The following is a 23198-nucleotide window of genomic DNA, read 5'->3' as shown; positions in this document are numbered from 1 at the left end:
GTGAATGTCCCTTATCGTCCGTTGTTATTAACTGTCTGTCGACGTTATAAAAACGCAGGCCGTCGGGGATGAGAACCAACAAAAATCGCTATCTAAATGCGGAAAATATATTTGGCCCCTCCGCAGGCGCGAAGGGGCGAGGGCGTCAGAAGAAATATTTAAAGCGCACGCGGGCGCCGTAGCGGTCTTTATCGCCTTCGTTATCGTAGTCGCTCTCTTTAAGCGAGAGCTGCGACCAGTAGGCACCGAGGTAGATATTAAAGTTGTCCATATCCATCACGTTAGTGAAGCCGTAAGAGAGATGTACGGTGTGAATGTCATATTTGCCTGGATATTTCAGCTGGCCGTCCTCTTCACCAACGCTCGACATATTGAAGTCATCAATATTGTTATGGGCGTAGATATAGCCAAGCTCCAGATGACGCCACAGCACGTTGGCCCCGGCGCTGAAGTCGGTTTCGTCATCGGCGTTCATATAGGCGGTATTAAGGTTAATCACCGTGCCGTCGTCCGGATCGTTCTTCAGGCTGTTCCAGGTGAAGGTCGCGCCATAGCCGGTGCGGTCTGACTGATCCTGAAACCGCCCCTGGGCGTCGTTATAGCCGTAAGCGTTGCTCACCACGTTGGTTTCCATCGCCACGGCGGCGGAGAAGTGGTCGTCGCGCCACGCAACCACCGGGCGCATATAAATGACGTTCTTTTTATTCTCCAGCGCGTTGCCGTGATAGGTATCGTCGGCAAACAGCGTGGTGCCGTCTTTCACCATATTGTTCAGCTCGAAATACCAGTTGCCGTATTCGCCGCTGAACTGCACCGCGCCGCCGTTGCTGCTGCGCCCGCGGCCCTCTTTCATCATGTAGACGTAGCCGAAGCCGTCGCCGTAAATATCGTTCGCGGTGTTGCCGGAGTACTGAATAAAGGTGTCCTGATTGAGCGGGAACATGTCGTAAGCTTCAAAACGGCCGACCTTGATTTTCCAGGCCTGCGGCTGGCCGAAGTAAAACGCCGCGTCATCAAGATTGGTATGCCCTGACAGATCCGCGAGCGGCTGCACCGTGAAGCCGGCGAAATTGCCGTTCTTCTCACGGTAGCCATCCACGCCCAGCAGAATACGGCCGTTGACGTCCCACTTTTCATGGTCGCCCGGTTTCCAGTCTTTATCGTCAGAGGTGCGCAGCGACGTAAGCTGCCCGGTGCGGCTCGCCGCGTCGACGTTAAATTCCACATCGCCGTAGAATTTTAGATCGCCCTGCGGCGTAGTCACTTTCATTTCCGCCATCGCGCAGGGCGCAAGCAGGCTGAACACACAGGGCAGTACCATCATCTTTTTCATCGTGTCTCTCTTATTGTTGTCAGTTTTTGGGCATAAGGCGGCCTTACCGCCGTCCAAAAACGGCGGTGCGGGCCTGTCAGAGGTTTTATTCCGTACGCGCGAGGCGCGGGGCGTTCTCCTTTACGCGCGGGCGACCGAGAGCGTGATACGGTTCCAGGTCAGCGGCGCGAGCGTGAGTGTGTTTTCACGCAGGCTGCCGTGCGGGTAATCGATAATCTCCGGGCGCACGCGGTTCGGATCGTCGAAGGTGTTTTTCGCATAGAGGTCGTCGCTGCGCAGTATTTTGTGTTCCTTCAGACGGCAGTCGCTGAAGGCGGGCAGGTTGATATCAAGCTCATAAGCGGTGGTGAAATCGCAGTTCACGGCGAATAGATAAATTTCGCCGCGCGCCTCGTTATACACCACCGACGACTGAACGTTGCGGGCGTCGCCATATTTGCTCGCAAACGTCGGCACCGGCAGCTGGTGGCGCAGCACCACGCCGTCGCTGACGCTCGCGACCATCTCGAACGGCCAGTAAAGCGTCTGGCAGAGCGCGCCTTTGCCAGGCTCCGTGAAAATCGGCGCGATGACATTCACCAGCTGCGCCAGGCTCGCCATTTTCACCCGGTCGGCGTGGTTCAGCAGCGAGCAGAGCAGCCCGCCCATCACCAGCGCGTCGAGAAACGAATAGCGGTCTTCCAGCAGCGGCGGTGCCTCACGGAAGCGGTTCGCCGGATCTTTCATCGGCGCGTCCCACGGATCGCCGCGCAGATACCAGACGTTCCACTCATCAAAGGAGATCATCATCTCTTTATTGCTGCGCCGCACCGCTTTGGCGTAATTGGCGGTGCTGACGATGGTTTCGATGAAATTATCCATATTGACGAACGAGGCGAGAAAATCGGTCTCGCTGCCTTCGTTCTCGTAATACTGATGACAGGAGATGAAATCGACGTAATCGTACAGCTCTTCCAGCACGATGCGGTCCCACTCCGGGAATGTGGTCATCGCCGAGCTGGAGCTGCCGCACGCCACCAGCTGCGCCTGAGGGTCGATACAGCGCAGGATTTTCGCGGTTTCACGCGCCTTATGCGCATACTCGCGGGCGTTCATTTGCCCGGTCTGCCACGGCCCGTCCATCTCATTGCCAAGACACCACAGGCGGAAGTTATACGGCTCGCGGCGTCCGTGCTGAATGCGCAAATCGCTGAGTGTCGTGCCGCCGGGGTGGTTGCAGTACTCGGCGAAATAACCTGCCTCCTGCGGCGTGCCGGTACCGAGGTTCACGGCGATCATCGGCTCGACGCCGGTTTTTTCGCACCAGCGCGCAAACTCATCAATGCCAAACTGGTTGGTCTCTTTACTTATCCAGGCATAGTCGAGGCGCACCGGGCGATCTGCTTTTGGGCCGATGCTGTCGCGCCAGTTAAAACCGGAGACATAATTGCCGCCGGGGTAGCGCACCGTGGTGACGTGCAGCCCTTTGACGAGATCGATCACATCCTTACGAAACCCGTCCTCATCCGCGAGCGGGTGCTCCGGCTCATAGACGCCGGTGTAGACCGCGCGGCCCAGATGTTCAATGAACGAGCCAAACAGGCGCGGGTCGATGGCGGAAATCACGTTCTGCGGATCGAGCGTGAATGAAAGCGTGGTCATAACGTCTCCTTATTAACGAAGGGCGGTATCGCTGGCATATTTGCCGACGCTCAGGTCATCCTGAATTTTCTGCATCGTCTTTTTGTCGAGCTTATAAAACAGGAAAATGGTGGAGGTCAGTACGCCGCCGATGGCCGGAATAAAGGTAATCAGCATCATAATGGCCTGCTGTGTTGCGGGTGCCTGCACGGTGGCTTCAGGAACATAATGCGTGGCGGAAAGCACCAGCGCGGTAATGGCACCGCCGATGGCGAGGCTCACTTTCAGCGCAAACAGGTTGCCGGAGGCGTAAATACCGGACATGCGTTTTTTAAGTTTCCATTCGCCATAATCGTCGGCATCGGCGATAAACGACCAGAATACCGGAACGGTAATCGCGCCAATCCACGCGCGCAGCGTATTGAGAATAAAGATCAGCATCACATTTTGCGGGTCGACAAAATAAATCCCGACGGAAATAGCGGCCGTAATAAAGCCCACGGCGATATACAGTTTCACTTTGCAAATATAACGGGTGACGAAACTCGTCGCGAGATTACCGAGCACGCAGGCGACCACGCCAATACTGATAAACAGCGTCGTCATGGTGTTATCGAGATGCATTAAATATTTGGTGAAATAGATAGTCGCGCCGCCGCAAACGAACGCCGGAATACAGCCAATAAACATCCCGGCGACGACCATCAGCCACTGGTCATTTTTAAAGGCCGAGCGGAAATTACGCACGATATTTTCCTGCTTTTCGCGCTGCGGCATAATGCGCTCGCGGGTATTAAAAAAGCAGAGTAAAAACAGGCACAGGCCGATAACCGAGAACATCGCGTTAGTAATAAAAAAGCCTTTCTGCTGGTTGCCGCCGCCCAGATAATCGACCAGCGGCAGCAGCGTCAGAGAGCAGAGCAGCACGGCGCTGTTGGCCATGGTGAAGCGGTAGGACTGGCAAGCCACGCGGTCTACCGGGTTTGCGGTGATCACGCTGCCAAGCGAGCAGTAAGGAATATTCACGGTGCTGTAAAGTACCGAGAGCAGCAAATAGGTGACGAAGGCGTAAATCTCTTTCGCGCCGGTGCTTAAATCCGGCGTATAAAACGCGAAAATACAGATGGCGCAAAAGGGCACGCAGCCGTAGAGGATCCACGGGCGAAAACGGCCGTGGCGGGTCGGGTAGCGGTCCGCCAGCGCGCCGATGACCGGATCAATAAACGCATCGAGCAGCCGCACCACTAAAAACATTGTGGCGATAAGGGCGGCGTTTAAGCCAAATATATCGGTATAAAACCAGGTTAAAAACATGGTTACCGGCCCCCAGCTCATATTGCAGGCCGCATCACCAAATCCGAAACCTAATTTCTCCCGGACCGTCAGGCGGTCCCGGGCAGGCGTCACTTTATCCAGCACTGCTGATTGCTGCACCATGATAAACCTCGTTGAATGAAATACCTGAAAGCCAGGGTGAGCATAAGGTAGCGGAGGAATACACGGTGCGATGTGCCGCGCTTTTTATATTTTATAAATGCCGCTTCCCATCCATATAAATGACAAAAAAATACATACCGCTATTTCGAATGAAAATAAGCGCGGCGTGATAATTGTTTCTTGTGGTGATTATCATTTCAGGAAATAGTCGCGCGCAATTTAAAAAGTTATTATTTGCCGCTGCGCTTATAGTCTTAATAATACTGTGCCTTTATTTTTATGCGTGATATAAATATATTTTCTGACTTAGGATTATCCTTAGGTCGAGAAAGCAACAAAGCAGGACTGGCAAGGGGTAATAATAAGAAAACACGATGGCCGGGCAAGTGTGCCCGGCGGAAAATCAATGCGAGACCGCGTGAGAGAAGAGGTTAATCACGAGCACGCCTGCGATAATCAGCCCCATGCCGAGCATGGCGGGCAGATCGAGCTTCTGGCCGAGAAAAATCCAGCCCACCACGCCAATCAGCACGACGCCAACGCCAGACCAGATGGCGTAAATAATGCCGGTCGGAATGGTGCGCATGGTGACGCTTAAGCACCAGAACGCCATGCCGTAACAGACCGCCGTTACCAGCGTCGGCAGCAGACGGGTAAAGCCTTCAGAAAGCTTTAAAAATGTCGTGCCAATCACTTCACACACAATCGCCACAGAGAGCAGCAGCCAGGTCATGATGTTACTCCGTCATTGCCAGTAGAGTTTCGATTAATGCCGCCCGATCGTCAGGCGGTACCGTATGGTCGCCGCAGAGCGCGGCAAACCAGAATCCATCTGCCGTCATGCGGCAGAGCAGCCGACGCCGAGCGACGTCCGGCGAGGCATGCTCGTCGTCGTCGCGCGGCAGGGCGTCCCGCAGAAAGACGCCCCAGCGCTGCTGAAGCGCCGGGTCGGCGAAAATCGCCGTCATCAGCGCGCGGTGCATTGCCTGTTCACTGTCCGGCATTTTTCTGACACACGCATGAATATAAGCGCGAGTGGCGCGGCCGTTCGGGTTCGGATCCTGCGCCATCAGCGTCTGGATCTCTTCCAGCAGCGCCTGTTCAAGGTGATCCATCACGCCGTCCACCAGTGCCTGGCGGGTCGGGAAGTGGTGCTGTAAACCGCCTTTGCTGATCCCGGCGCGGCGAATGACCTTCTCTTGCGTCAGCCCCGTCAGGCCTTGCTCGGCGATAACCCCGGCGGCGCATTCCAGCAGCGTCTGGCGCAGCGCCTCGGGTGATTTTGAACGATGATGTGCTTTGCTCATAGTTAACAATCCGTCTGGATGGATTGTTTAATGCTATCGCCTGTGCAGACAACTTTCAATAAATGGGAGTTAAACGCGGTGGGGGAAGAAAAAGGCCAACGCGAAGGCTGGCCTGAAAGAAGATTAGTGGGTTTTTAACCCGGCGGCGCTCATCAGCAGGCGCAACACCATGCTGACCGCGCCGAGCGCCAGAACGCTCGCGGACCAGATTACCACCAGCCACAGCAGCTTTTTCCAGCGCGGCGAATCGTGATGTTCCATCAGTGATAGCCCTCCCCATGCTGAACTTTGCCGCGGAACACGTAGTAGCTCCAGAAGGTGTAGACCAGAATGATCGGGATAATCAGCAGCGCGCCCACCAGCATAAAGCCCTGGCTTGCGGGCGGCGCGGCGGCCTCCCAGAGCGTGATATCAGGCGGAATGATGTGAGGCCAGATGCTGATGCCAAGCCCGCTGAACCCTAAGAAAATCAGCCCCAGCGTCAGCACGAACGGCAGCGTGTGGCTCTCTGTGTCCGCAAGCTTACGCCACAGCCAGAGGCTGAACAGCGCCACCAGTACCGGCACCGGCAGCAGGAACCAGAGATTTGGCAGCGTGAACCAGCGATCGGAAACGGCCTGATGCGCAAGCGGTGTCCAGGCGCTGATGATGACGATCACCGCCAACAGCGCCAGCAGCAGCGAGCGCGCGAGGCGACGCATATTGTGGTGCAGCTGGTTTTCGCTTTTCATGACAATCCAGCTTGCGCCGAGCAGCGCATAGGCCACCACCAGCCCAACACCGCAGAAAAGGTTGAACGGCGTCAGCCAGTCGAGCGCCGAACCGCTGAAGGTGCGGCCTGTGACTTTAAAGCCGTTGATCACGGCACCCACTACCACGCCCTGGCAGAAGGTCGCCAGGATCGAGCCGCTCAGAAACGCTTTATCCCAGAAGGGCCGGTGGGCGGGCGTCGCTTTAAAGCGGAACTCAAACGCCACGCCGCGAAAGATAAGGCCAATCAGCATCAGCGTCAGCGGAATGGTCAGCGCGTCGATGATAACGGCATAGGCCAGCGGAAACGCGCCGAACAGGCCCGCACCGCCCAGCACCAGCCAGGTTTCGTTGCCGTCCCACACCGGGGCCACGCTGTTAACCATCACATCGCGGTCGTGGCCGTCACGCACAAACGGAAACAGAATGCCGATGCCGAGATCAAAGCCGTCCATCACGATATACATCAGCGTGGCGAAGACGATAATCACGAACCAGATAATGGAGAGATCGATGCCCATTACGCTTTCTCCTCTGTGCTATCCAGAGATTCGCCAGCCGCCGACAGCGGACGCGCGGGTCTGCCGTCGGTGCTGGAAGGCATATCATCCAGCGGCTGCGGCCCTTTTTTAATCAGTCGTACCATATAGCTGTAGCCGACGCCGAAGACCGAGGTATAAACCACGATAAAGGCGATAAGGCTCAGGCTCATCTGCAGGTCGCCGTGGCCGGAGACCGCGTCGCGGGTGCGTTGCAGCCCGTACACAACCCACGGCTGGCGGCCCACTTCGGTTGTCACCCAGCCCGCGAGAATGGCAATCAGCCCGGCAGGCCCCATCCAGAGCGCGAAGTGGTGGAAGGGGCGAGAGGTGTAGAGGCGGTTCTTGTAACGCAGCCAGACGCTAATCACGCCAAGCAGAATCATCAAAAGCCCCATCGCCACCATAATACGGAACGACCAGAACACGATGGTGGAGTTCGGCCGATCTTCTTTCGGGAACTCCTTAAGCGCCGGCACCTGTTTATCGAGGCTGTGGGTCAGGATAATGCTGCCGAGTTTTGGCACTTCCAGCGCGTATTTGGTGCGTTCTTCGTCCATATCAGGGATGCCGAAGAGCGTCAGCGGCGTCGCCTCGCCCGGCGGGTTCTCCCAGTGGCCTTCGATGGCCGCGATTTTGGCGGGCTGATGCTTAAGCGTATTCAGCCCGTGCATATCGCCAATCATCGCCTGAATGGGGGCGACAATCAGCGCCATCCACAGCGCCATGGAGAACATGCGGCGAATCGCGGGCGTATCGTTACCCCGCAGCAGATGCCAGGCGGCAGACGCGCCGACAAAAAACGCGCTGCTCAGGAACGCCGCTATCGACATATGCAGCAGGCGGTACGGGAAAGAGGGGTTAAATATCACCGCCACCCAGTCCACCGGCACCACCTGGCCGTTGTGGATCTCAAAGCCCTGCGGCGTGTGCATCCAGCTGTTAGAGGCCAGGATCCAGAAGGTCGAAATCAGCGTGCCGAGCGCCACCATGCAGGTGGAGAAAAAGTGCAGGCCGGGGCCGACTTTGTTCCAGCCAAACAGCATTACGCCGAGGAAACCGGCTTCCAGGAAGAAGGCGGTCAGCACTTCGTAGGTCAGCAGCGGGCCGGTAATACTGCCCGCAAACTGTGAAAAGCCGCTCCAGTTTGTACCGAACTGATAGGCCATCACCAGGCCTGAGACCACGCCCATCCCGAAGTTAACGGCGAAAATTTTCGACCAGAAATGGTACAGCGAGCGCCATACCGGATTTTTCGTTTTCACCCACAGCCCTTCCAGCACCGCCAGATAGCTGGCGAGACCGATAGTGATAGCGGGGAAAATAATGTGGAAAGAGACAGTAAAGGCGAACTGAATCCTTGCCAGATGAAACGCATCTAAACCAAACATGCAAACCTCATGACATATCGTTGTCCGCGATCATGGTAATCCGGGGCAGCACGAACGTGCAGAAACAGAAAAACGTTATTTGACTATAACAGTTAAATAAAAAGTTGCGATTTTGCTTGCCTGATCTAACCAGACGGCACGATGATACGCGCTCTGCGTTAACCCCTTGTGAATGCGGCCGGATGCCGCGAGGTGCGATGAAAAAATACCAGCGGCTGGCTCAGCAGATAACCGATCAGATTGCCCTCGGGGTGTGGCACCCCGGCGACCGGCTGCCATCGCTGCGCGAGCAGGTGGTCAGCAGCGGCATGAGCTTTATGACCGTGAGCCACGCCTATCAGACGCTGGAAAGCCAGGGGATTATCGTGGCGCGCCCGCAATCCGGCTACTACGTCGCCCCGAAGCCAACGCCGCGCGCGCCGCAGGCGCTCGAACAGGTGACGCGCGATGAGCAGGTCGACATCAACACCTATATTTTCGACGTGCTCCAGGCGAGCACCGACGCCGCCGTGGTGCCGTTCGGCTCCGCGTTTCCCGATCCGCGCCTCTTTCCGCTGGCGCAGCTTAACCGCTCGCTCTCAAGCGTCAGCCGCTCGGCCAACGCCATGAGCGTGATAGAAAACCTGCCGCCGGGCAATGAGGCGCTGCGCCACGCCATCGCCCGGCGATACGCGATGCAGGGCATGAACGTCTCGCCGGATGAAATTGTCATTACCGCAGGCGCGCTCGAAGCATTAAACCTGAGCCTCCAGGCGGTGACCGAGCCCGGCGACTGGGTGATTGTTGAAAACCCGTGTTTTTACGGCGCGCTCCAGGCGCTGGAGCGCTTACGGCTGAAGGCGCTCTCTGTCGCCACTGACGCGGTCAACGGCATCGATCTCGCGGCGCTGGAAAAAGCGCTTCAGGAGTATCCGGTGAAAGCCTGCTGGCTGATGAGCAACGCCCAGAACCCACTGGGCTTTACGCTGAGCGCGCAGAAAAAGCAGCAGCTGATGGCGCTGCTTTCGCGCTACAACGTGGTGCTGATTGAAGATGATGTCTACAGCGAGCTTTATTACGGGCGCGAGAAACCGCTGCCAGTGAAAGCCTGGGATGACCAGGGACTGACGCTGCACTGTTCGTCGTTTTCCAAATGCCTGGTGGCGGGGTTTCGCATCGGCTGGGTGGCGGCGGGGCGCCATGCGCAGCGCATCCAGCAGCTCCAGTTGATGAGCACGCTCTCCACCAGCTCGCCGATGCAGATGGCGCTGGTGGATTATCTCGCCACGCGGCGCTACGACACCCACCTGCGGCGTTTGCGCCGCGTGCTGGCGGAGCGCAAACAGGCGGCGTGGCAGTCGCTGCGCCGCCACTTTCCACAGGCGGTTAAAATTCACCGCAGCGAGAGCGGCTATTTCCTCTGGATAGAACTACCCGCGGCGCTTGATGCGGGAAAGCTTCACGAGCAAGCGCTGGCGCACCAGATAAGCATTGCGCCTGGCAAAATGTTCACCACCAGCGCGCGCTGGCATAACTATTTTCGCTTTAACGCCTCCTGGGCGTGGGGCGAACGCGAAGAGCAGGCGGTCAGGACCCTCGCACGGCTTATCCGCGAGGCAATGGCAAAAGCGCCGCAATGAGGCGATAAACGCGCAAAATAATCCCCTTTGATGCGCGTTTATATTCTCAAATAAAGAAAAGGTTATTGCCGAAATAAAAAACCACGCTTGATTCAGGCTTATTCCACAGCGATTATTTCTGTTAATCGTCTTTCCGTTCGGGCATATGAAATCATAATAGTTAACGGAAAACGCTTCACATCGCTAAGCGCCTGTCTACACTGTGAAAAACCACCCCATGATTTATGTAACGACAGCACTGAAACAATAAAGAGTGCGCGGTTTGTCACAACCTGAATAAATTCCGTCAGCGCCCGCAGGCGCGTTTATCCGGGCCTGTATATGGTTATTTTGGGAGATATTTTTACGGCACGGCGGCCGACTTATCATTCAGACAGGAGCAACGACCATGACCAAATCTTTCGCGCTTAGCGCGGCCGCCGCGCTGTGCCTGACGACCAGCATCGCCAGCGCCGCCGAGCCGCCTTCCCAACTCGGCCAGGGTGAAGGCCGCCTCGATATCATCGCGTGGCCGGGCTATATCGAACGCGGCCAGACCGACAAAGCCTATGACTGGGTGACCGAATTTGAAAAATCGACCGGCTGCGCCGTGAATGTGAAAACCGCCGCCACGTCGGATGAAATGGTCAGCCTGATGGCGAAGGGCGGTTACGATCTGGTCACGGCCTCCGGCGACGCCTCGCTGCGCCTTATTATGGGCAAACGCGTGCAGCCAATTAACACCGCGCTCATCCCGAACTGGAAAAATATCGACCCACGCCTCGTTAAAGGCGAATGGTTTAATCTCGACGGTAAAGTCTACGGCACGCCGTACCAGTGGGGGCCAAACCTGCTGATGTACAACACCAAAGCGTTCCCGACGCCGCCGGACAGCTGGGCGGTGCTGTTTGTGAAGCAGACGCTGGCGGACGGCAAATCCAACCAGGGGCGCGTGCAGGCTTACGACGGGCCAATTTATATCGCCGATGCGGCGCTCTACGTTAAAGCCACTCAGCCGGAGCTTGGCATTACCGATCCTTATCAACTGACCGAGGCGCAGTATGGCGCGGTGCTGAAAGTGCTGCGCGACCAGCATCAGCTGATCCACCGCTACTGGCATGACACCACGGTACAGATGAGCGATTTCAAAAACGAAGGCGTCGTGGCTGCCAGCGCCTGGCCGTATCAGGCCAACGCGCTGAAAAACGAAGGCCAGCCCATCGCCACAGTCTTTCCGAAAGAGGGCGTGACCGGCTGGGCCGACACCACCATGTTGCACGCCGACGCGAAACACCCTAACTGTGCTTACCAGTGGATGAACTGGTCGCTGACGCCGAAAGTGCAGGGCGATGTCGCCGCCTGGTTCGGCTCGCTCCCGGCAGTACCGGAAGGCTGTAAGGCCAGCACGCTGCTGGGTGAGAAGGGCTGCGAAACCAACGGCTTTACCTTCTTCGACAAAATCGCCTTCTGGAAAACGCCGGTGTCGCAGGGCGGGAAATATGTGCCCTACAGCCGCTGGACCCAGGATTACATCGCCATCATGGGCGGGCGCTAAGCGCGGGGGACGTATGGCTTACGCAGTGGAGTTTCAGCAGGTCTCGCGGCGCTACGGCGACGTGTGCGCGGTCGATAACGTCAGCATGACGATTGAAGACGGGGAGTTTTTCTCGATGCTGGGGCCGTCCGGCTCCGGCAAAACCACCTGTCTGCGGATGATCGCGGGCTTTGAGCAACTGAGCGACGGCGCTATTCGCCTGTTCGGGCGCGAAGCCAGCGAGTTGCCGCCGTGGGAGCGCGACGTTAACACGGTCTTTCAGGATTACGCGCTGTTTCCGCATATGTCGGTGCTGGAGAATGTCGCTTACGGGCTGATGGTTAAAGGCGTCGATAAAAAAACGCGGCTTACCCGCGCCCGCGAGGCGCTGGAGCGGGTGGCGCTCGGTTTTACCCATGCGCGCAAACCGTCGCAGCTCTCCGGCGGGCAGCGCCAGCGCGTCGCTATCGCCCGGGCGCTGGTCAACCAGCCTCGCGTGCTGCTGCTTGACGAACCGCTCGGCGCGCTCGATCTCAAACTGCGCGAGCAGATGCAGGTGGAGCTGAAAAACCTGCAACGCTCGCTCGGCATTACGTTTGTGTTCGTTACGCACGATCAGGGCGAAGCGCTGTCGATGTCCGACCGGGTGGCGGTGTTTAACAACGGGCGCATCGAGCAGATAGACGCGCCGCGCGAACTCTACATGCGCCCGCGCACGCCGTTTGTTGCGGGTTTTGTCGGCACCGCGAACGTGCTGAGTGAATCCATGATGCGTGACCTCGGCGGCGAGCCGGGCACCTTTTCGCTGCGTCCTGAGCATATCCGGCTTAACGAGCCTGGCGACATCCAGGTGCGCGGTACGGTGCAGACGGTGCAGTTCCAGGGCGCGGCCACGCGCGTGGAGCTGACGCTTGAGGGGGGCGAAAAATTGCTGGTAAGCCAGGCGAACCCGTCGCCGGTGGCCGATGCGTCACTGCCGCGCTCGGGGCAGAGCGTTACCGCCTCCTGGGCGCGCGCCGCCATGATTCGGCTGCAGGGAGAGGGGTAGATGGATATGACGCTTTCGCCCCCTGCGCGCGCCAGTGGCCCGCTGCGACGCGCGGCGGCGCTGCTGTGGCGGCGTCCGACTCTCTGGCTGTTCCTGCTGTTGCTGCCGCCGCTGATATGGTTCGGGATTATCTATCTCGGCTCGCTGCTGACGCTGCTCTGGCAGGGCTTTTACACCTTCGATGACTTTACGATGTCGGTAACGCCGGATTTCACGCTCGCCAACCTGAGCGCGCTGTTTAATCCGGCCAACTACGACATCATCGTGCGCACGCTGGTCATGGCGGTTGCTGTTTCCATCGCCTGCGCCATTCTGGCGTTTCCAATGGCCTGGTATATGGCGCGCTACACGCGCGGCTCGCTGAAGGCGTTTTTTTATATCGCCGTCATGCTGCCGATGTGGGCGAGCTATATCGTCAAAGCCTACGCCTGGACGCTTCTGCTGGCGCGCGACGGGGTGGCGCAGTGGTTCCTGCAACATCTGGGGCTGGAAGGGACGCTTAACGCGCTGCTGACGCTGCCGGGCATTGGCGGCAACACGCTTTCCACCTCCGGACTTGGACGGTTTCTGGTGTTCGTCTATATCTGGCTGCCGTTTATGATCCTGCCGGTGCAGGCGGCGCTGGAGCGTCTGCCGCCGTCGCTGCTGCAGGCGTCCGCCGATCTCGGCGCAAAGCCCTCTCAGACGTTTCGCCACGTGGTGCTGCCGCTGGCGGTGCCGGGCATCGCCGCCGGTTCGATTTTCACCTTCTCATTAACGCTCGGCGATTTCATCGTGCCGCAGCTCGTCGGCCCGCCGGGCTTTTTCATCGGCAATATGGTCTATTCCCAGCAGGGGGCGATTGGCAATATGCCGATGGCGGCGGCGTTTACGCTGGTGCCGATTGTCCTGATTGCCGTTTATCTGGCGTTCGTGAAGCGCCTGGGAGCGTTCGATGCACTCTGACCGCGCGCCGTGGCCGCTCAAAATCGCCGCCTGGGGCGGCGTGATTTTCCTGCACTTCCCGCTGGCGATTATCGCGCTTTACGCGTTTAACACTGAAGAATCCGCCTTTAGCTTTCCGCCGCAGGGCTTTACGCTGCGCTGGTTTGAGGTGGCGGCGCAGCGTGCGGATATTCTCGAATCGGTGACGTTGTCACTTAAAGTCGCGACGCTTGCGACGCTTCTGGCGCTCGTGCTCGGCACGCTGGCCGCCGCCGCGCTCTGGCGGCGCGAGTTTTTCGGCAAAAGCGCGGTGTCGCTGCTATTGCTGCTGCCCATCGCGCTGCCGGGCATCATCACCGGTATTGCGCTGCTCACCGCGTTTAAACAGCTCGACATCGAACCGGGCTTTCTCACGATGGTAGTGGGCCATGCCACCTTTTGCGTGGTGGTGGTCTTTAATAATGTGATTGCCCGATTACGACGTACGGCATACAGCCAGATTGAGGCGTCGATGGATCTCGGTGCCGACGGCTGGCAGACCTTTCGCTATATCGTGATGCCCAATCTCGGCACCGCGCTGTTGGCGGGCGGCATGCTCGCCTTCGCACTCTCGTTTGATGAAATTATTGTCACCACGTTTACCGCAGGCCACGAGCGCACGCTACCGCTGTGGCTGCTGAACCAGCTTGGCCGCCCGCGCGACGTGCCGGTGACGAACGTGGTGGCGCTGTGCGTCATGCTCCTCACCATGATCCCCATTCTGGGCGCGTGGTGGCTGACGCGCGATGATGAAACTGTCGCCGGTAGCGGCAAATAACCTCAAAGGAACACGCTATGCAGAGTCAATTACTGATTAACGGCGCGCTGGTGGAAGGCAAGGGCGAGCGCCTGCCGGTCTATAACCCCGCGACGGGCGAGGTGCTGCTGGAGATTGCCGAAGCCAGCCCTGAACAGGTGGATGCGGCGGTAAAGAGCGCCGACGCGGCGTTCGAACAGTGGCGTCTTACCACGCCGAAGGAGCGCGCCGAGGCGCTGCTGAAGCTCGCGGAAGTGATTGAAGCGAACGCGCAGACGTTCGCGCAGCTCGAATCTAAAAACTGCGGCAAGCCGCTGCACTGCGTGGCGGGTGACGAAATCCCGGCGGTGGCGGATGTGTTCCGCTTCTTTGCCGGTGCCGCGCGCTGCTTAAACGGGCTTGCCGCCGGGGAATATCTGGCGGATCACACCTCGATGATCCGCCGTGACCCGGTGGGCGTCGTGGCCTCTATCGCGCCCTGGAACTACCCGCTGATGATGGCCGCCTGGAAGCTTGCCCCGGCGCTGGCGGCGGGCAACTGCGTAGTGCTCAAACCCTCTGAAATTACGCCGCTTACCGCGTTCAAACTCGCGGAACTGGCGAAAGATATCTTCCCGGCGGGCGTGCTGAACGTGCTGTTTGGCCGCGGGCAGACGGTGGGCGACCCGCTCACCAGCCATGAGAAAGTGCGCATGGTGTCGCTCACCGGCTCTATCGCCACCGGAGAACACATCATCAGCCGTACCGCGTCATCCATCAAGCGCACCCATATGGAGCTTGGCGGTAAAGCGCCGGTGCTGGTGTTTGACGACGCCGATCTCGACGCCGTCGTCGAAGGCATCCGCACGTTCGGGTTCTATAACGCGGGCCAGGATTGTACGGCGGCGTGTCGCATTTACGCCCAAAAAGGGATTTACGACACGCTCGTTGAAAAGCTCGGCGCGGCGGTGGGCAGCCTGAAAACAGGCGCGCCGGAGGATGAAACCACCGAACTCGGCCCGCTCAGTTCACAAGCGCATCTGGATCGCGTGAGCCAGGCAGTGGAGGCGGCGAAAGCGCTGCCGCATATTCGCGTAGTGACCGGCGGCGCGAAAGTCGACGGGCCGGGCTACTACTTCCAGCCGACCGTTCTCGCCGGCGCGAAGCAGGAGGACGCTATCGTGCAGCGCGAAGTGTTCGGCCCGGTAATCAGCGTGACGCCGTTTGATGATGAAGCGCAGGCGCTCACCTACGCCAACGATTCGCAATATGGGCTGGCGTCATCCGTCTGGACCCGCGACGTTGGCCGCGCGCACCGCCTCAGCGCCCGCCTGCAATATGGCTGCACCTGGGTGAACACGCATTTTATGCTGGTAAGCGAAATGCCCCACGGCGGTCAGAAACTCTCCGGCTACGGCAAGGATATGTCGATGTACGGGCTTGAGGATTACACCGTCGTGCGGCATGTGATGATTAAGCACGGATAAATAAAGTCAGGGCTGATTTGCCGTAAACAGGCAAATCAGCTTTTTGTCATGGCGGGCAGTGAGTGCGAATTTAGAATTTCGGTTAAATAATGGTGTTACCTGAAAAATAATATTGGCATTATTTGCTTTTTATTTGCTTTTCATAAAATTTGCTAACACTTTTAGCCTGCGATACTAAAGTTTGGTTTCTCGACTTGTTTATTGCGTTTTTATCTTTCAGATCAATCCAGATAGTTGAGTGCAATGTATCAAAAAAATAGTCTTTAAGATCTTCAACTTTTGAATTTCTTTTGTTTTTAAAATAACCAATTCTGTTTATAAGCGGCATGCCTTTGGCGACGCTTTCACAATCTTTCATAGAAAGATAAAGCAATGTATATATGCGGGAGGTATCACCCATTTTACCATCTTCATAAATTATTGAATGGTGGTTCTTAAGAATCAGGGCATTACACTCTTCTGCTTTTTTTATAAGCCTGTCCAGAACGGGCTTATCGAGAGCGTCCATTCTGTTTTTATAACCAATGTAAGCATTAATTCCTGCGGCAATCGCTGCACAGGTCGCTGCTATCGCTGAATACGTTGCTGGGTCCGGCATGTCTCTTCCTTTGTAGGGGCTAGTAAAAGAGAGATAATAAGCTTTTTTTGTTATTTTTCACCTACGTGAAATAACAGGGTTATCATAATAACAGGGGCCAAACAGGAAATATTTAAGAGCCAGAAAGCCGTTTTCATTAGCTTAAAGCAAACCACTGCCCCCCAGAAACCGCAGTTGACACAGCCACTTATCGCGGCCAAGGCTAATGTCACTCCATCACCACTCGTACCTCGCCAGCGTAAAGAGACAGATAACCATGATAACGACCCGAACCGCGACGCCTGCTGATGCCCCGGCCATCAGCGCCTTATTAACCGAGCTGGATTACCCGGATACGTCGCACTTTATCGACCAACGCCTCGCGGAACTGCTGGCGCACCCGGACGAAAGGGTGCTGGTGGCGGAAGAAGACGGCGTGCTGCTTGGCGTACTGTCGCTGCATTTTATTCCCCAGCTGGCGCTTAAAGGAGATTTCTGCCGCATCAGCTATTTCTGCGTAAGCAGCAACGCCCGCAGCAAAGGGATCGGCAGGCTGCTGGAAAGTGAAGGTGAGACGCTCGCCCGCGCGCGTGGTTGCGATCGTATTGAGGTTCACTGCCACAGCCGTCGCAGCGACGCGCACCGCTTTTATTACCGCCAGGGCTATACCGAATCGCCGAAGTATCTGTGCAAATCGTTGGTTGATGCCAGGCGCGAAGGAGACAAACAGTGAATCTTCGTCATGCCACGCTTAAGGTTGTGCCTGCGCTTTGCCAGCTGTTTGGGCAGCTCGGCTATAGCATTAACAATATAATATCCATGTGTATTGCAAGGTGAACTGGGGCTTGGCTTTTTGATGAAGTTGTTAAACTTATAGGGGCGTTTCAGAAATATAACGTTTGTATGAAAAAACATAACTTTTCTTTCCATATGACAGCAACTGGGGCACTGTTTACCTTATCTCATTAGAACTGGAGCAGTAACGCCTTCCGGAAGTTAAAGTCATACCATTTGTGAATTTACTTAGGTAATTAATTCGTTTACTTTGAACCAGAAATGCATTTGCATTATACAATGCAAACTCTGCTTGCTATTATGATAGCAGACGGTGTTTTATAACTTATGTTGGAGATTGAGAGTGAATAGGAATGCTCTTCTTGATGTGTCAAGAGCAATAGCTGTGATGCTTGTCTTAACTTTTCATATTTGGCGTGATACCGGGCGTCCTGCTTTCCTTCTTGGCGATAAATTTGATCTCCTGGGCTTTATGGGTAACGGATGGGTGGGGGTAGGCATTTTTTTTTGTTATTTCAGGGTATTGCATGGGGATTTCCACACAACGTGAATTTGCTGCTGCTATTAACCTAAAAGGCTACTGTAGATATATTTCAAAAAGATTCCTCAGAATAGCCCCACCATATTATATTGCTGTGGCTGTATGGGTTTATATTATAGATACATATGGTATAACAACCAAAAACACCACTTATTTTGACATATTGACGCATTTAACTTTTGTTCATAATTTTTTTGGATCGACTTTGTTTAGTATTTCTGGCGTGTTTTGGACAATAGCGGTTGAAATGCAGTTTTATGTGCTCTTGCCTTTTTTACTTTATTCCATCAGAAAGCCTTTTAATGCATGGCTTTTCTTTTTGCTAACCCTATCCTTGGCTCTTTTAATATTCTATTTCAATTTTAACCCGTTGTATAATTGGGGGCTTCCTGTATATTTGCCTTTATTTATCTTTGGTTATATACTTAAAATCAATGGTGCTCCAATAGTTAATTTTATGGATAGATTCAAGATTGCACCTTGCGTTACGCTTATCCTGCTAGCTCTCCTGTTATATAAAGGAAAGGGATATGATAATAACGTCAGGCCATATGAAATTTTTGTTTCCATTATATTTGGCTTGATAATGGTAAAAATGACATCAATGAATTGGGATGGTGGCGTCGTTAGAATTCTTTCTTTTATCGGTTCTGCTTCATATTCAATTTATTTGTATAATTATATTTATATGTCTATCAAGCCTGCTGTGAATTATAATCCAGTTTCATCCATTGTTATGTGGTTGTCAGTTATAGCCGTAGGTATAACAATGTATTTATTAGTTGAGACAAACACTGAAAAATTGAGGCGTTTTATCTTTTCCAAAAAGGCCCACAAAACTATAACAAGGTAATAAGTTATTGGAAATTAGTTGGTTCGAAAAATTTTATTCCCCAGCTGGCGCTTGAAGGCGATTTCTGCCGCATCAGTTATTTCTGTGTGAGCAGCAACGCCCGCAGCAAAGGGATCGGCAGGCTGCTGGAAAGTGAAGGTGAGACGCTCGCCCGCGCGCGTGGTTGCGATCGTATTGAGGTTCACTGCCACAGCCGTCGCAGCGACGCGCACCGCTTTTATTACCGCCAGGGCTATACCGAATCGCCGAAGTATCTGTGCAAATCGCTGGCCAATGGAGACGAACAGGGATGATTCGCTATGTGTTCCAGGAGTACATTTCTGCGCGCTGACGCGTTGTGAATCACGCCTTTTATTGGGGTATATGAAACGCCGCGCTAAAGGCGCGGCGGGTCGATTTCGCATTTGTACTGGCACTATTTGCCTCAATCACCGCCAGGTAATCGTTGCCTGCCACGAAGGTAAACTCAGCGGGCGTCATGCAAAACGCGCCAGAGGTGACTGGTTTTGTGGCCGGGAATATCGTCTGTTTTGCAGGGTTCCGGGTGTTATAGACAATGGCCGAGACGATTTTCTCTCCGGTTTGCAGCGGGAGCCGTAAACAGACGTTCTGCCCCTGATACGCTACCGGGACGGAGACTTCATGGGTATAACGCGTGCTGAGATCGTCACTGGCGCCGCAACCCGTTATCAGCACGCCAGCCAGCATCGTCCATTTTTTCATGTGTCTATATTCCTTAGGAAATCATGGCAGTGAATGCCGCCAGTATACCTGTAGCCCGGCGCGAACATTCACATCTCTTTACCCTTTAGCGGTTTTACTGGTTAAAGCAGCGTTATGAATCGGTTAACATTCTGAACAAGCATTACACCCGCATAACCCAGAGAACGCATGAAACGACTATTCACCATGTTCGTGCTCGCGTGCACGCTGTTTATGCAGTGCGCGCGGGCGGATATCGCGCCGGTGGCGCTTACAGACGTCCATTTTGTGAAAACCGAGGCGGATAAGCTGCGCCTTGACGGTATGGTCAAAAACCTCACCGACCGATCCTTACGGCAGGTCTATGTGGCGTTTAATCTTCTGCGCAACGGCATGGTGGTGGGCTATACCACCGCGATAACCTTTAACCTCGCGCCGGATGATACCTGGCATTTTGAAGCGCCATGCCCCACGCGCATATTCAAACCCGATCACTTCCGGCTGGCTGAGCTTTCGGCGATCCCCTGACGCAGTGCGCGAAAATACTCTACCTTTTAAGAGATAACGACTGAAAGGAGGATGTATGTCACTGTCTATCGACAAAAAACAGCAGCCGGGCGGGGCGTATGAATATACCGCCACCTGTCGCGAGGAAAATTACCACTTTGTCATTACCGGCAAAGGCGAAACGGCGACCGAGGCCGATACTAATCTGCTTGATAACCTGAAAGAGATGCAGCAGCGGCTCGATGAAGTCGCGCAAACCGGTAAACTTTCTGCTTAATCCTTCCGCAATCCACGCCTGCCGGGGTGTCTGGCAGGCAAAAATTCTGTACCATTATATAACAAACTGAAAACAATAATTTTTGTCCTTTAAGGAAGTTCTATGGCAATCACCCGACGTGATTTTCTCAATGGCGTCGCCATCACCGTGGCCGCCGGAATGACGCCGTGGCAAATTCTGCGCGCCTCGCCGCAGACGGCAGCGCAGTCGCTCTATTATCCGCCGACGTTGACGGGCCTTCGCGGTAACCATCCCGGCTCGTTCGAGCAGGCGCACGCGCTGGGGCGTGAAGATAAGCGGTTCGACCCGGCCAGCGTTCCGGTGGAGGAGGAGTATGATCTGGTGATTGTCGGCGCGGGCATCAGCGGCCTTGCCGCCGCCTGTTTCTGGCAGGAGCTGCGCGGAAAGCAGCAGCGCATTCTGCTGCTCGATAACCATGACGATTTTGGCGGTCACGCCAAGCGCAACGAATTTCACGTCGACGGGAAAACCGTGCTCGGCTACGGCGGCAGCGAATCTTTCCAGTCGCCGGCCAGTAATTTCAGCGAAATCGCAATGGGGCTGCTGAAAACGCTGAACGTCAGCATTGAGCGCATGGCGAAAAGCTTCGATCAAACCTTCTACCCGGATCACCACTTAAGCCGCGGCGTCTATTTCGATAAAACCAACTTTGGCGTCGATAAAATCGTCAGCGGCGATCCGGGGCGCGCGGTGGCGGACGATATTCCGCCTGATCGTATGAACGCCCGCAACATTCGCGACTTCATTAACGATTTCCCGCTGCCGCAGGCGGACCGCGATGCGCTAATCGCGCTGCACACTGAGAAAAAAGATTATCTCGCCGGGCTGAGCGTCGAGGATAAAGTCGCCTGGCTTGATTCCCACAGCTACAGCCAGTTCCTGCGCGAAAAGGTGGGGTTAAGCGACAGCGCCATCCGCTATTTCCAGCAGCGCACCAACGATTTCCAGGCGATTGGCATCGACGGCACGTCAGCGAGCGACGCGCGTATCTGCGCGCTGCCGGGGCTTGATGGCATGGATCTGCCGCCGCTTGACGCTGAATCGCTGGCGGATCTCGAAGAGCCGTATATTTACCACTTCCCGGACGGCAACGCCGGGCTGGCGCGCCTGATGGTGCGGCATCTTATTCCGGCCGTGGCGCCGGGTAACAGCATGGAAGATATCGTGCTGGCGACCTTCGACTACAGCCAGCTGGATAAACCGGCGCATCCGGTGCGCCTGCGTCTCAACAGCACCGGCGTACATGCCGCCAATGTGGCGGGCGGGGTGGAAGTGACCTACCTGCGCGACGGTAAACTGCACAAGGTGAAAGCCGGGCAGACCGTGATGGCGGGCTACAACATGATGATCCCGTATCTGGTGCCGGAAATTCCGCACGAGCAGCAGGAGGCGCTGAAGCAGAACGTCAAAGCACCGCTGGTCTACAGCAAAGTGGTTATTCGCAACTGGCAGCCGTTTATGAAGCTCGGCGTACATGAGATCTACTCGCCCGCAGCACCCTACAGCCGGGTCAAGCTCGACTACCCGGTGGATATGGGCGGCTACCAGCACCCACGCGATCCGAACGCGCCCATCGGCCTGCATATGGTTTACGTGCCGACATTCCCCGGCAGCGGGCTTAGCGCCCGCGAGCAGTTCCGCAAGGGGCGCGCGTTCCTGCTCGGCACGCCGTTCGAAGTGCATGAGAAGATGATCCGCGACCAGCTTCAGGGCATGTTTGGCGCGGCCGGGTTTGATCACGAGCGCGATATCGCGGCCATTACGGTTAACCGTTGGTCACACGGCTACTCTTACTTCTTCAGCGGCCTGTTTGACGATGAAGAAGGTTCGCAAAAAATCATCGAAAAAGCCCGGCAGCCGGTCGGACGCATCACCATCGCCAACTCGGACGCCGACTGGAGCCCGTATGCCAACTCGGCCATCGATCAGGGCTACCGCGCGGTGAAAGAGCTGCACGAGATGGCGAAGGAGGGCGCATGAAACGTATTACGTTACTGGCGTTAAGCCTGTGGGCGGCGCACACGGGCGCGCAGGAGATGTCGCGCGGCGAATATGTGGCGCGCGCGGGCGACTGCATGGCCTGCCATACGGCCGCGGACGGCGCGCCGCTGGCGGGCGGGCTGAAATTCGCCACGCCGCTTGGCGATATTTACTCCACCAACATCACGCCGGATAAAACCCACGGTATCGGCAGCTACAGCTATGACGAATTCGCCCGCGCCATGCGCGAAGGTATTGCGAAGGACGGCCACCATCTCTACCCGGCGATGCCGTATCCGTCCTATGCGAAGATGAGCGATGACGATCTGCGCGCGCTCTATGACTATCTGATTAACGAGGTTAAACCGCAGGCCACCGCGAACCGCGAAAGCGACATTCCGTGGCCGCTCTCGATACGCTGGCCGCTTGGCATCTGGAACAGCCTGTTTGTGGACCATAAACCGTTTACGCCGCGCGCGGATAAAAGCGCGGCCTGGAACCGCGGCGCGTATCTGGTGCAGGGGCCGGGCCACTGCGGCGCATGCCATACGCCGCGCGGCGTGGGGATGCAGGAAAAAGCTTTCGACGAGCGTGATGAGCAGTTCCTCGCGGGCGAGGCGCTTAACGGCTGGTACGCGCCGTCGCTGCGCGGGCTGAAAATGTCCGAAGAGGATCTCGCCGTGCTGCTGCGCGAAGGGCGCAGTAAACACGCGGCGCTGAGTGGGCCAATGGATGAGGTTGTCACTAACAGCACGCAATACCTGACCGATGACGACAACCGCGCCATCGCGAATTATCTGTTAAGCCTGCCGGGCAGCGAGCCGGCGAAAGGCGACGCGCCGAAGGTGGCGAAAGCCGAAATGGAGAACGGTCATCAGCTCTATGCCCGCTACTGCGCCACCTGTCACGCCAGCAACGGCGAGGGCGCGGAGTACGCCGTTCCGGCGCTGAAAGACAATCTCACCGTGAACGCCGGGAACCCGCTGACGCTGCTGCGCGTGGTGCTGGAGGGCGGTAAAACGGCGGTGACGCAGGGCCATCTGCCGTACAGTATGCCGGGTTACGGCTGGACGCTCAGCGACCAGGATGCGGCGGATGTCACCAACTACATTCGCGGCAGTTTCGGCAACCATGCCGCACCCGTCACGCCCGCGCAGGTGAAAGAGGCCCGCGAGCAACAGCACAACGAGTAAGTCACACGG

At 56.3% G+C, this 23198-nt stretch carries 22 protein-coding genes and 1 pseudogene; 13 read left to right on the top strand and 10 right to left on the bottom strand.

What is annotated here, in order from left to right; all coding sequences use genetic code 11:
* Positions 1–145 precede the first annotated feature (145 nt).
* The 8 genes from AFK66_RS10185 to AFK66_RS10155 all read right to left on the bottom strand — a co-directional run bounded on the left by AFK66_RS10185 (position 146) and on the right by AFK66_RS10155 (position 8377).
* A complete protein-coding gene (locus tag AFK66_RS10185) occupies positions 146–1333 on the bottom strand; it encodes a carbohydrate porin (RefSeq protein ID WP_007774751.1) in 1188 nt (395 codons plus the stop codon).
* 120 nt (positions 1334–1453) lie between these two features.
* Entirely contained in the window at positions 1454–2974 is a 1521-nt protein-coding gene (gene arfA / locus AFK66_RS10180) for an arabinosylfuranosidase ArfA (RefSeq protein ID WP_007774752.1), read from the bottom strand.
* A gap of 12 nt (positions 2975–2986) precedes the next feature.
* Positions 2987–4390, bottom strand: a complete 1404-nt coding sequence (locus AFK66_RS10175) for a glycoside-pentoside-hexuronide (GPH):cation symporter (RefSeq protein WP_007774753.1) — start codon at positions 4388–4390, stop codon at positions 2987–2989.
* 403 nt (positions 4391–4793) lie between these two features.
* Positions 4794–5123 (bottom strand): SMR family transporter, encoded by a 330-nt coding sequence (locus tag AFK66_RS10170; protein WP_007774754.1) that lies wholly within the window; start codon positions 5121–5123, stop codon positions 4794–4796.
* A 4-nt stretch (positions 5124–5127) separates the two neighbouring features.
* Positions 5128–5697 (bottom strand): TetR/AcrR family transcriptional regulator, encoded by a 570-nt coding sequence (locus AFK66_RS10165; protein ID WP_007774755.1) that lies wholly within the window; start codon positions 5695–5697, stop codon positions 5128–5130.
* A gap of 123 nt (positions 5698–5820) precedes the next feature.
* Positions 5821–5958: a DUF2474 domain-containing protein gene (locus AFK66_RS21440; protein ID WP_004387121.1), complete on the bottom strand. Its 138-nt coding sequence runs from the start codon at positions 5956–5958 to the stop codon at positions 5821–5823.
* Positions 5958–6968: a cytochrome d ubiquinol oxidase subunit II gene (gene cydB / locus AFK66_RS10160; RefSeq protein WP_007774757.1), complete on the bottom strand. Its 1011-nt coding sequence runs from the start codon at positions 6966–6968 to the stop codon at positions 5958–5960. Before cydB ends, AFK66_RS21440 begins: the two co-directional genes overlap by 1 nt.
* Positions 6968–8377 (bottom strand): cytochrome ubiquinol oxidase subunit I, encoded by a 1410-nt coding sequence (locus tag AFK66_RS10155; RefSeq protein WP_023898817.1) that lies wholly within the window; start codon positions 8375–8377, stop codon positions 6968–6970. The genes cydB and AFK66_RS10155 overlap by 1 nt, the downstream gene beginning before the upstream one ends.
* Before the next feature lie 197 nt (positions 8378–8574).
* On the opposite strand from AFK66_RS10155, the gene AFK66_RS10150 reads away from it, so the two are divergent.
* The 6 genes from AFK66_RS10150 to patD all read left to right on the top strand — a co-directional run bounded on the left by AFK66_RS10150 (position 8575) and on the right by patD (position 15743).
* Positions 8575–9996, top strand: coding sequence for an aminotransferase-like domain-containing protein (locus AFK66_RS10150; protein WP_023898816.1), 1422 nt, complete (start codon positions 8575–8577; stop codon positions 9994–9996).
* Between the two features lie 388 nt (positions 9997–10384).
* Positions 10385–11530, top strand: coding sequence for a putative ABC transporter substrate-binding protein YdcS (gene ydcS / locus AFK66_RS10145; RefSeq protein ID WP_007774762.1), 1146 nt, complete (start codon positions 10385–10387; stop codon positions 11528–11530).
* A 13-nt stretch (positions 11531–11543) separates the two neighbouring features.
* Entirely contained in the window at positions 11544–12557 is a 1014-nt protein-coding gene (locus tag AFK66_RS10140; RefSeq protein ID WP_023898815.1) for an ABC transporter ATP-binding protein, read from the top strand.
* Positions 12558–13502: an ABC transporter permease gene (locus AFK66_RS10135; RefSeq protein ID WP_023898814.1), complete on the top strand. Its 945-nt coding sequence runs from the start codon at positions 12558–12560 to the stop codon at positions 13500–13502. It abuts the gene before it with no gap.
* Positions 13492–14298: an ABC transporter permease gene (locus AFK66_RS10130; protein ID WP_007774780.1), complete on the top strand. Its 807-nt coding sequence runs from the start codon at positions 13492–13494 to the stop codon at positions 14296–14298. The genes AFK66_RS10135 and AFK66_RS10130 overlap by 11 nt, the downstream gene beginning before the upstream one ends.
* Before the next feature lie 17 nt (positions 14299–14315).
* A complete protein-coding gene (gene patD / locus AFK66_RS10125; protein WP_007774781.1) occupies positions 14316–15743 on the top strand; it encodes an aminobutyraldehyde dehydrogenase in 1428 nt (475 codons plus the stop codon).
* A gap of 118 nt (positions 15744–15861) precedes the next feature.
* Here the strand turns inward: patD and AFK66_RS10120 are convergent, their stop codons facing one another.
* Positions 15862–16341 (bottom strand): hypothetical protein, encoded by a 480-nt coding sequence (locus AFK66_RS10120; protein ID WP_007774782.1) that lies wholly within the window; start codon positions 16339–16341, stop codon positions 15862–15864.
* Between the two features lie 256 nt (positions 16342–16597).
* On the opposite strand from AFK66_RS10120, the gene AFK66_RS10115 reads away from it, so the two are divergent.
* The 3 genes and pseudogenes from AFK66_RS10115 to AFK66_RS10105 all read left to right on the top strand — a co-directional run.
* Positions 16598–17053: a GNAT family N-acetyltransferase gene (locus tag AFK66_RS10115; protein WP_007774783.1), complete on the top strand. Its 456-nt coding sequence runs from the start codon at positions 16598–16600 to the stop codon at positions 17051–17053.
* A 589-nt stretch (positions 17054–17642) separates the two neighbouring features.
* On the top strand, positions 17643–18509 hold the full coding sequence (locus tag AFK66_RS10110; protein WP_032968169.1) for an acyltransferase family protein: 867 nt from the start codon (positions 17643–17645) through the stop codon (positions 18507–18509).
* 23 nt (positions 18510–18532) lie between these two features.
* Positions 18533–18802 (top strand): annotated as a pseudogene (locus AFK66_RS10105) (GNAT family N-acetyltransferase); the annotation flags it as partial.
* A gap of 58 nt (positions 18803–18860) precedes the next feature.
* On the opposite strand, the gene AFK66_RS10100 reads toward AFK66_RS10105, so the two are convergent.
* A complete protein-coding gene (locus AFK66_RS10100) occupies positions 18861–19232 on the bottom strand; it encodes a putative T6SS immunity periplasmic lipoprotein (RefSeq protein WP_007774786.1) in 372 nt (123 codons plus the stop codon).
* 168 nt (positions 19233–19400) lie between these two features.
* On the opposite strand from AFK66_RS10100, the gene AFK66_RS10095 reads away from it, so the two are divergent.
* From AFK66_RS10095 to AFK66_RS10080, 4 genes are all read left to right on the top strand, one after another.
* The gene (locus tag AFK66_RS10095) at positions 19401–19739 is read left to right on the top strand and encodes an FxLYD domain-containing protein (RefSeq protein ID WP_032968171.1); all 339 of its coding nucleotides are present in this window, start codon (positions 19401–19403) and stop codon (positions 19737–19739) included.
* Between the two features lie 55 nt (positions 19740–19794).
* Entirely contained in the window at positions 19795–19995 is a 201-nt protein-coding gene (locus tag AFK66_RS10090) for a hypothetical protein (RefSeq protein ID WP_004388074.1), read from the top strand.
* A gap of 102 nt (positions 19996–20097) precedes the next feature.
* Positions 20098–21996 (top strand): NAD(P)-binding protein, encoded by a 1899-nt coding sequence (locus tag AFK66_RS10085; RefSeq protein WP_007774788.1) that lies wholly within the window; start codon positions 20098–20100, stop codon positions 21994–21996.
* Positions 21993–23189 (top strand): c-type cytochrome, encoded by a 1197-nt coding sequence (locus AFK66_RS10080; RefSeq protein ID WP_023898810.1) that lies wholly within the window; start codon positions 21993–21995, stop codon positions 23187–23189. Before AFK66_RS10085 ends, AFK66_RS10080 begins: the two co-directional genes overlap by 4 nt.
* The last annotated feature ends 9 nt before the right edge of the window (positions 23190–23198 follow it).

It is taken from the genome of Cronobacter malonaticus LMG 23826, assembly GCF_001277215.2.
GTDB lineage: Bacteria > Pseudomonadota > Gammaproteobacteria > Enterobacterales > Enterobacteriaceae > Cronobacter > Cronobacter malonaticus.
The sequence above is the reverse complement of the archived record's forward strand: the minus strand, read 5'-3'. Positions and strand labels throughout refer to the sequence as shown.

Coding starts and splice junctions, on each gene's coding strand:
- AFK66_RS10185 (WP_007774751.1), bottom strand. CDS start 1,333: ATGAAAAAGATGATGGTACTGCCCTGTGTGTTCAGCCTGCTTGCGCCC.
- arfA (WP_007774752.1), bottom strand. CDS start 2,974: ATGACCACGCTTTCATTCACGCTCGATCCGCAGAACGTGATTTCCGCC.
- AFK66_RS10175 (WP_007774753.1), bottom strand. CDS start 4,390: ATGGTGCAGCAATCAGCAGTGCTGGATAAAGTGACGCCTGCCCGGGAC.
- AFK66_RS10170 (WP_007774754.1), bottom strand. CDS start 5,123: ATGACCTGGCTGCTGCTCTCTGTGGCGATTGTGTGTGAAGTGATTGGC.
- AFK66_RS10165 (WP_007774755.1), bottom strand. CDS start 5,697: ATGAGCAAAGCACATCATCGTTCAAAATCACCCGAGGCGCTGCGCCAG.
- AFK66_RS21440 (WP_004387121.1), bottom strand. CDS start 5,958: ATGGAACATCACGATTCGCCGCGCTGGAAAAAGCTGCTGTGGCTGGTG.
- cydB (WP_007774757.1), bottom strand. CDS start 6,968: ATGGGCATCGATCTCTCCATTATCTGGTTCGTGATTATCGTCTTCGCC.
- AFK66_RS10155 (WP_023898817.1), bottom strand. CDS start 8,377: ATGTTTGGTTTAGATGCGTTTCATCTGGCAAGGATTCAGTTCGCCTTT.
- AFK66_RS10150 (WP_023898816.1), top strand. CDS start 8,575: ATGAAAAAATACCAGCGGCTGGCTCAGCAGATAACCGATCAGATTGCC.
- ydcS (WP_007774762.1), top strand. CDS start 10,385: ATGACCAAATCTTTCGCGCTTAGCGCGGCCGCCGCGCTGTGCCTGACG.
- AFK66_RS10140 (WP_023898815.1), top strand. CDS start 11,544: ATGGCTTACGCAGTGGAGTTTCAGCAGGTCTCGCGGCGCTACGGCGAC.
- AFK66_RS10135 (WP_023898814.1), top strand. CDS start 12,558: ATGGATATGACGCTTTCGCCCCCTGCGCGCGCCAGTGGCCCGCTGCGA.
- AFK66_RS10130 (WP_007774780.1), top strand. CDS start 13,492: ATGCACTCTGACCGCGCGCCGTGGCCGCTCAAAATCGCCGCCTGGGGC.
- patD (WP_007774781.1), top strand. CDS start 14,316: ATGCAGAGTCAATTACTGATTAACGGCGCGCTGGTGGAAGGCAAGGGC.
- AFK66_RS10120 (WP_007774782.1), bottom strand. CDS start 16,341: ATGCCGGACCCAGCAACGTATTCAGCGATAGCAGCGACCTGTGCAGCG.
- AFK66_RS10115 (WP_007774783.1), top strand. CDS start 16,598: ATGATAACGACCCGAACCGCGACGCCTGCTGATGCCCCGGCCATCAGC.
- AFK66_RS10110 (WP_032968169.1), top strand. CDS start 17,643: ATGGGGATTTCCACACAACGTGAATTTGCTGCTGCTATTAACCTAAAA.
- AFK66_RS10100 (WP_007774786.1), bottom strand. CDS start 19,232: ATGAAAAAATGGACGATGCTGGCTGGCGTGCTGATAACGGGTTGCGGC.
- AFK66_RS10095 (WP_032968171.1), top strand. CDS start 19,401: ATGAAACGACTATTCACCATGTTCGTGCTCGCGTGCACGCTGTTTATG.
- AFK66_RS10090 (WP_004388074.1), top strand. CDS start 19,795: ATGTCACTGTCTATCGACAAAAAACAGCAGCCGGGCGGGGCGTATGAA.
- AFK66_RS10085 (WP_007774788.1), top strand. CDS start 20,098: ATGGCAATCACCCGACGTGATTTTCTCAATGGCGTCGCCATCACCGTG.
- AFK66_RS10080 (WP_023898810.1), top strand. CDS start 21,993: ATGAAACGTATTACGTTACTGGCGTTAAGCCTGTGGGCGGCGCACACG.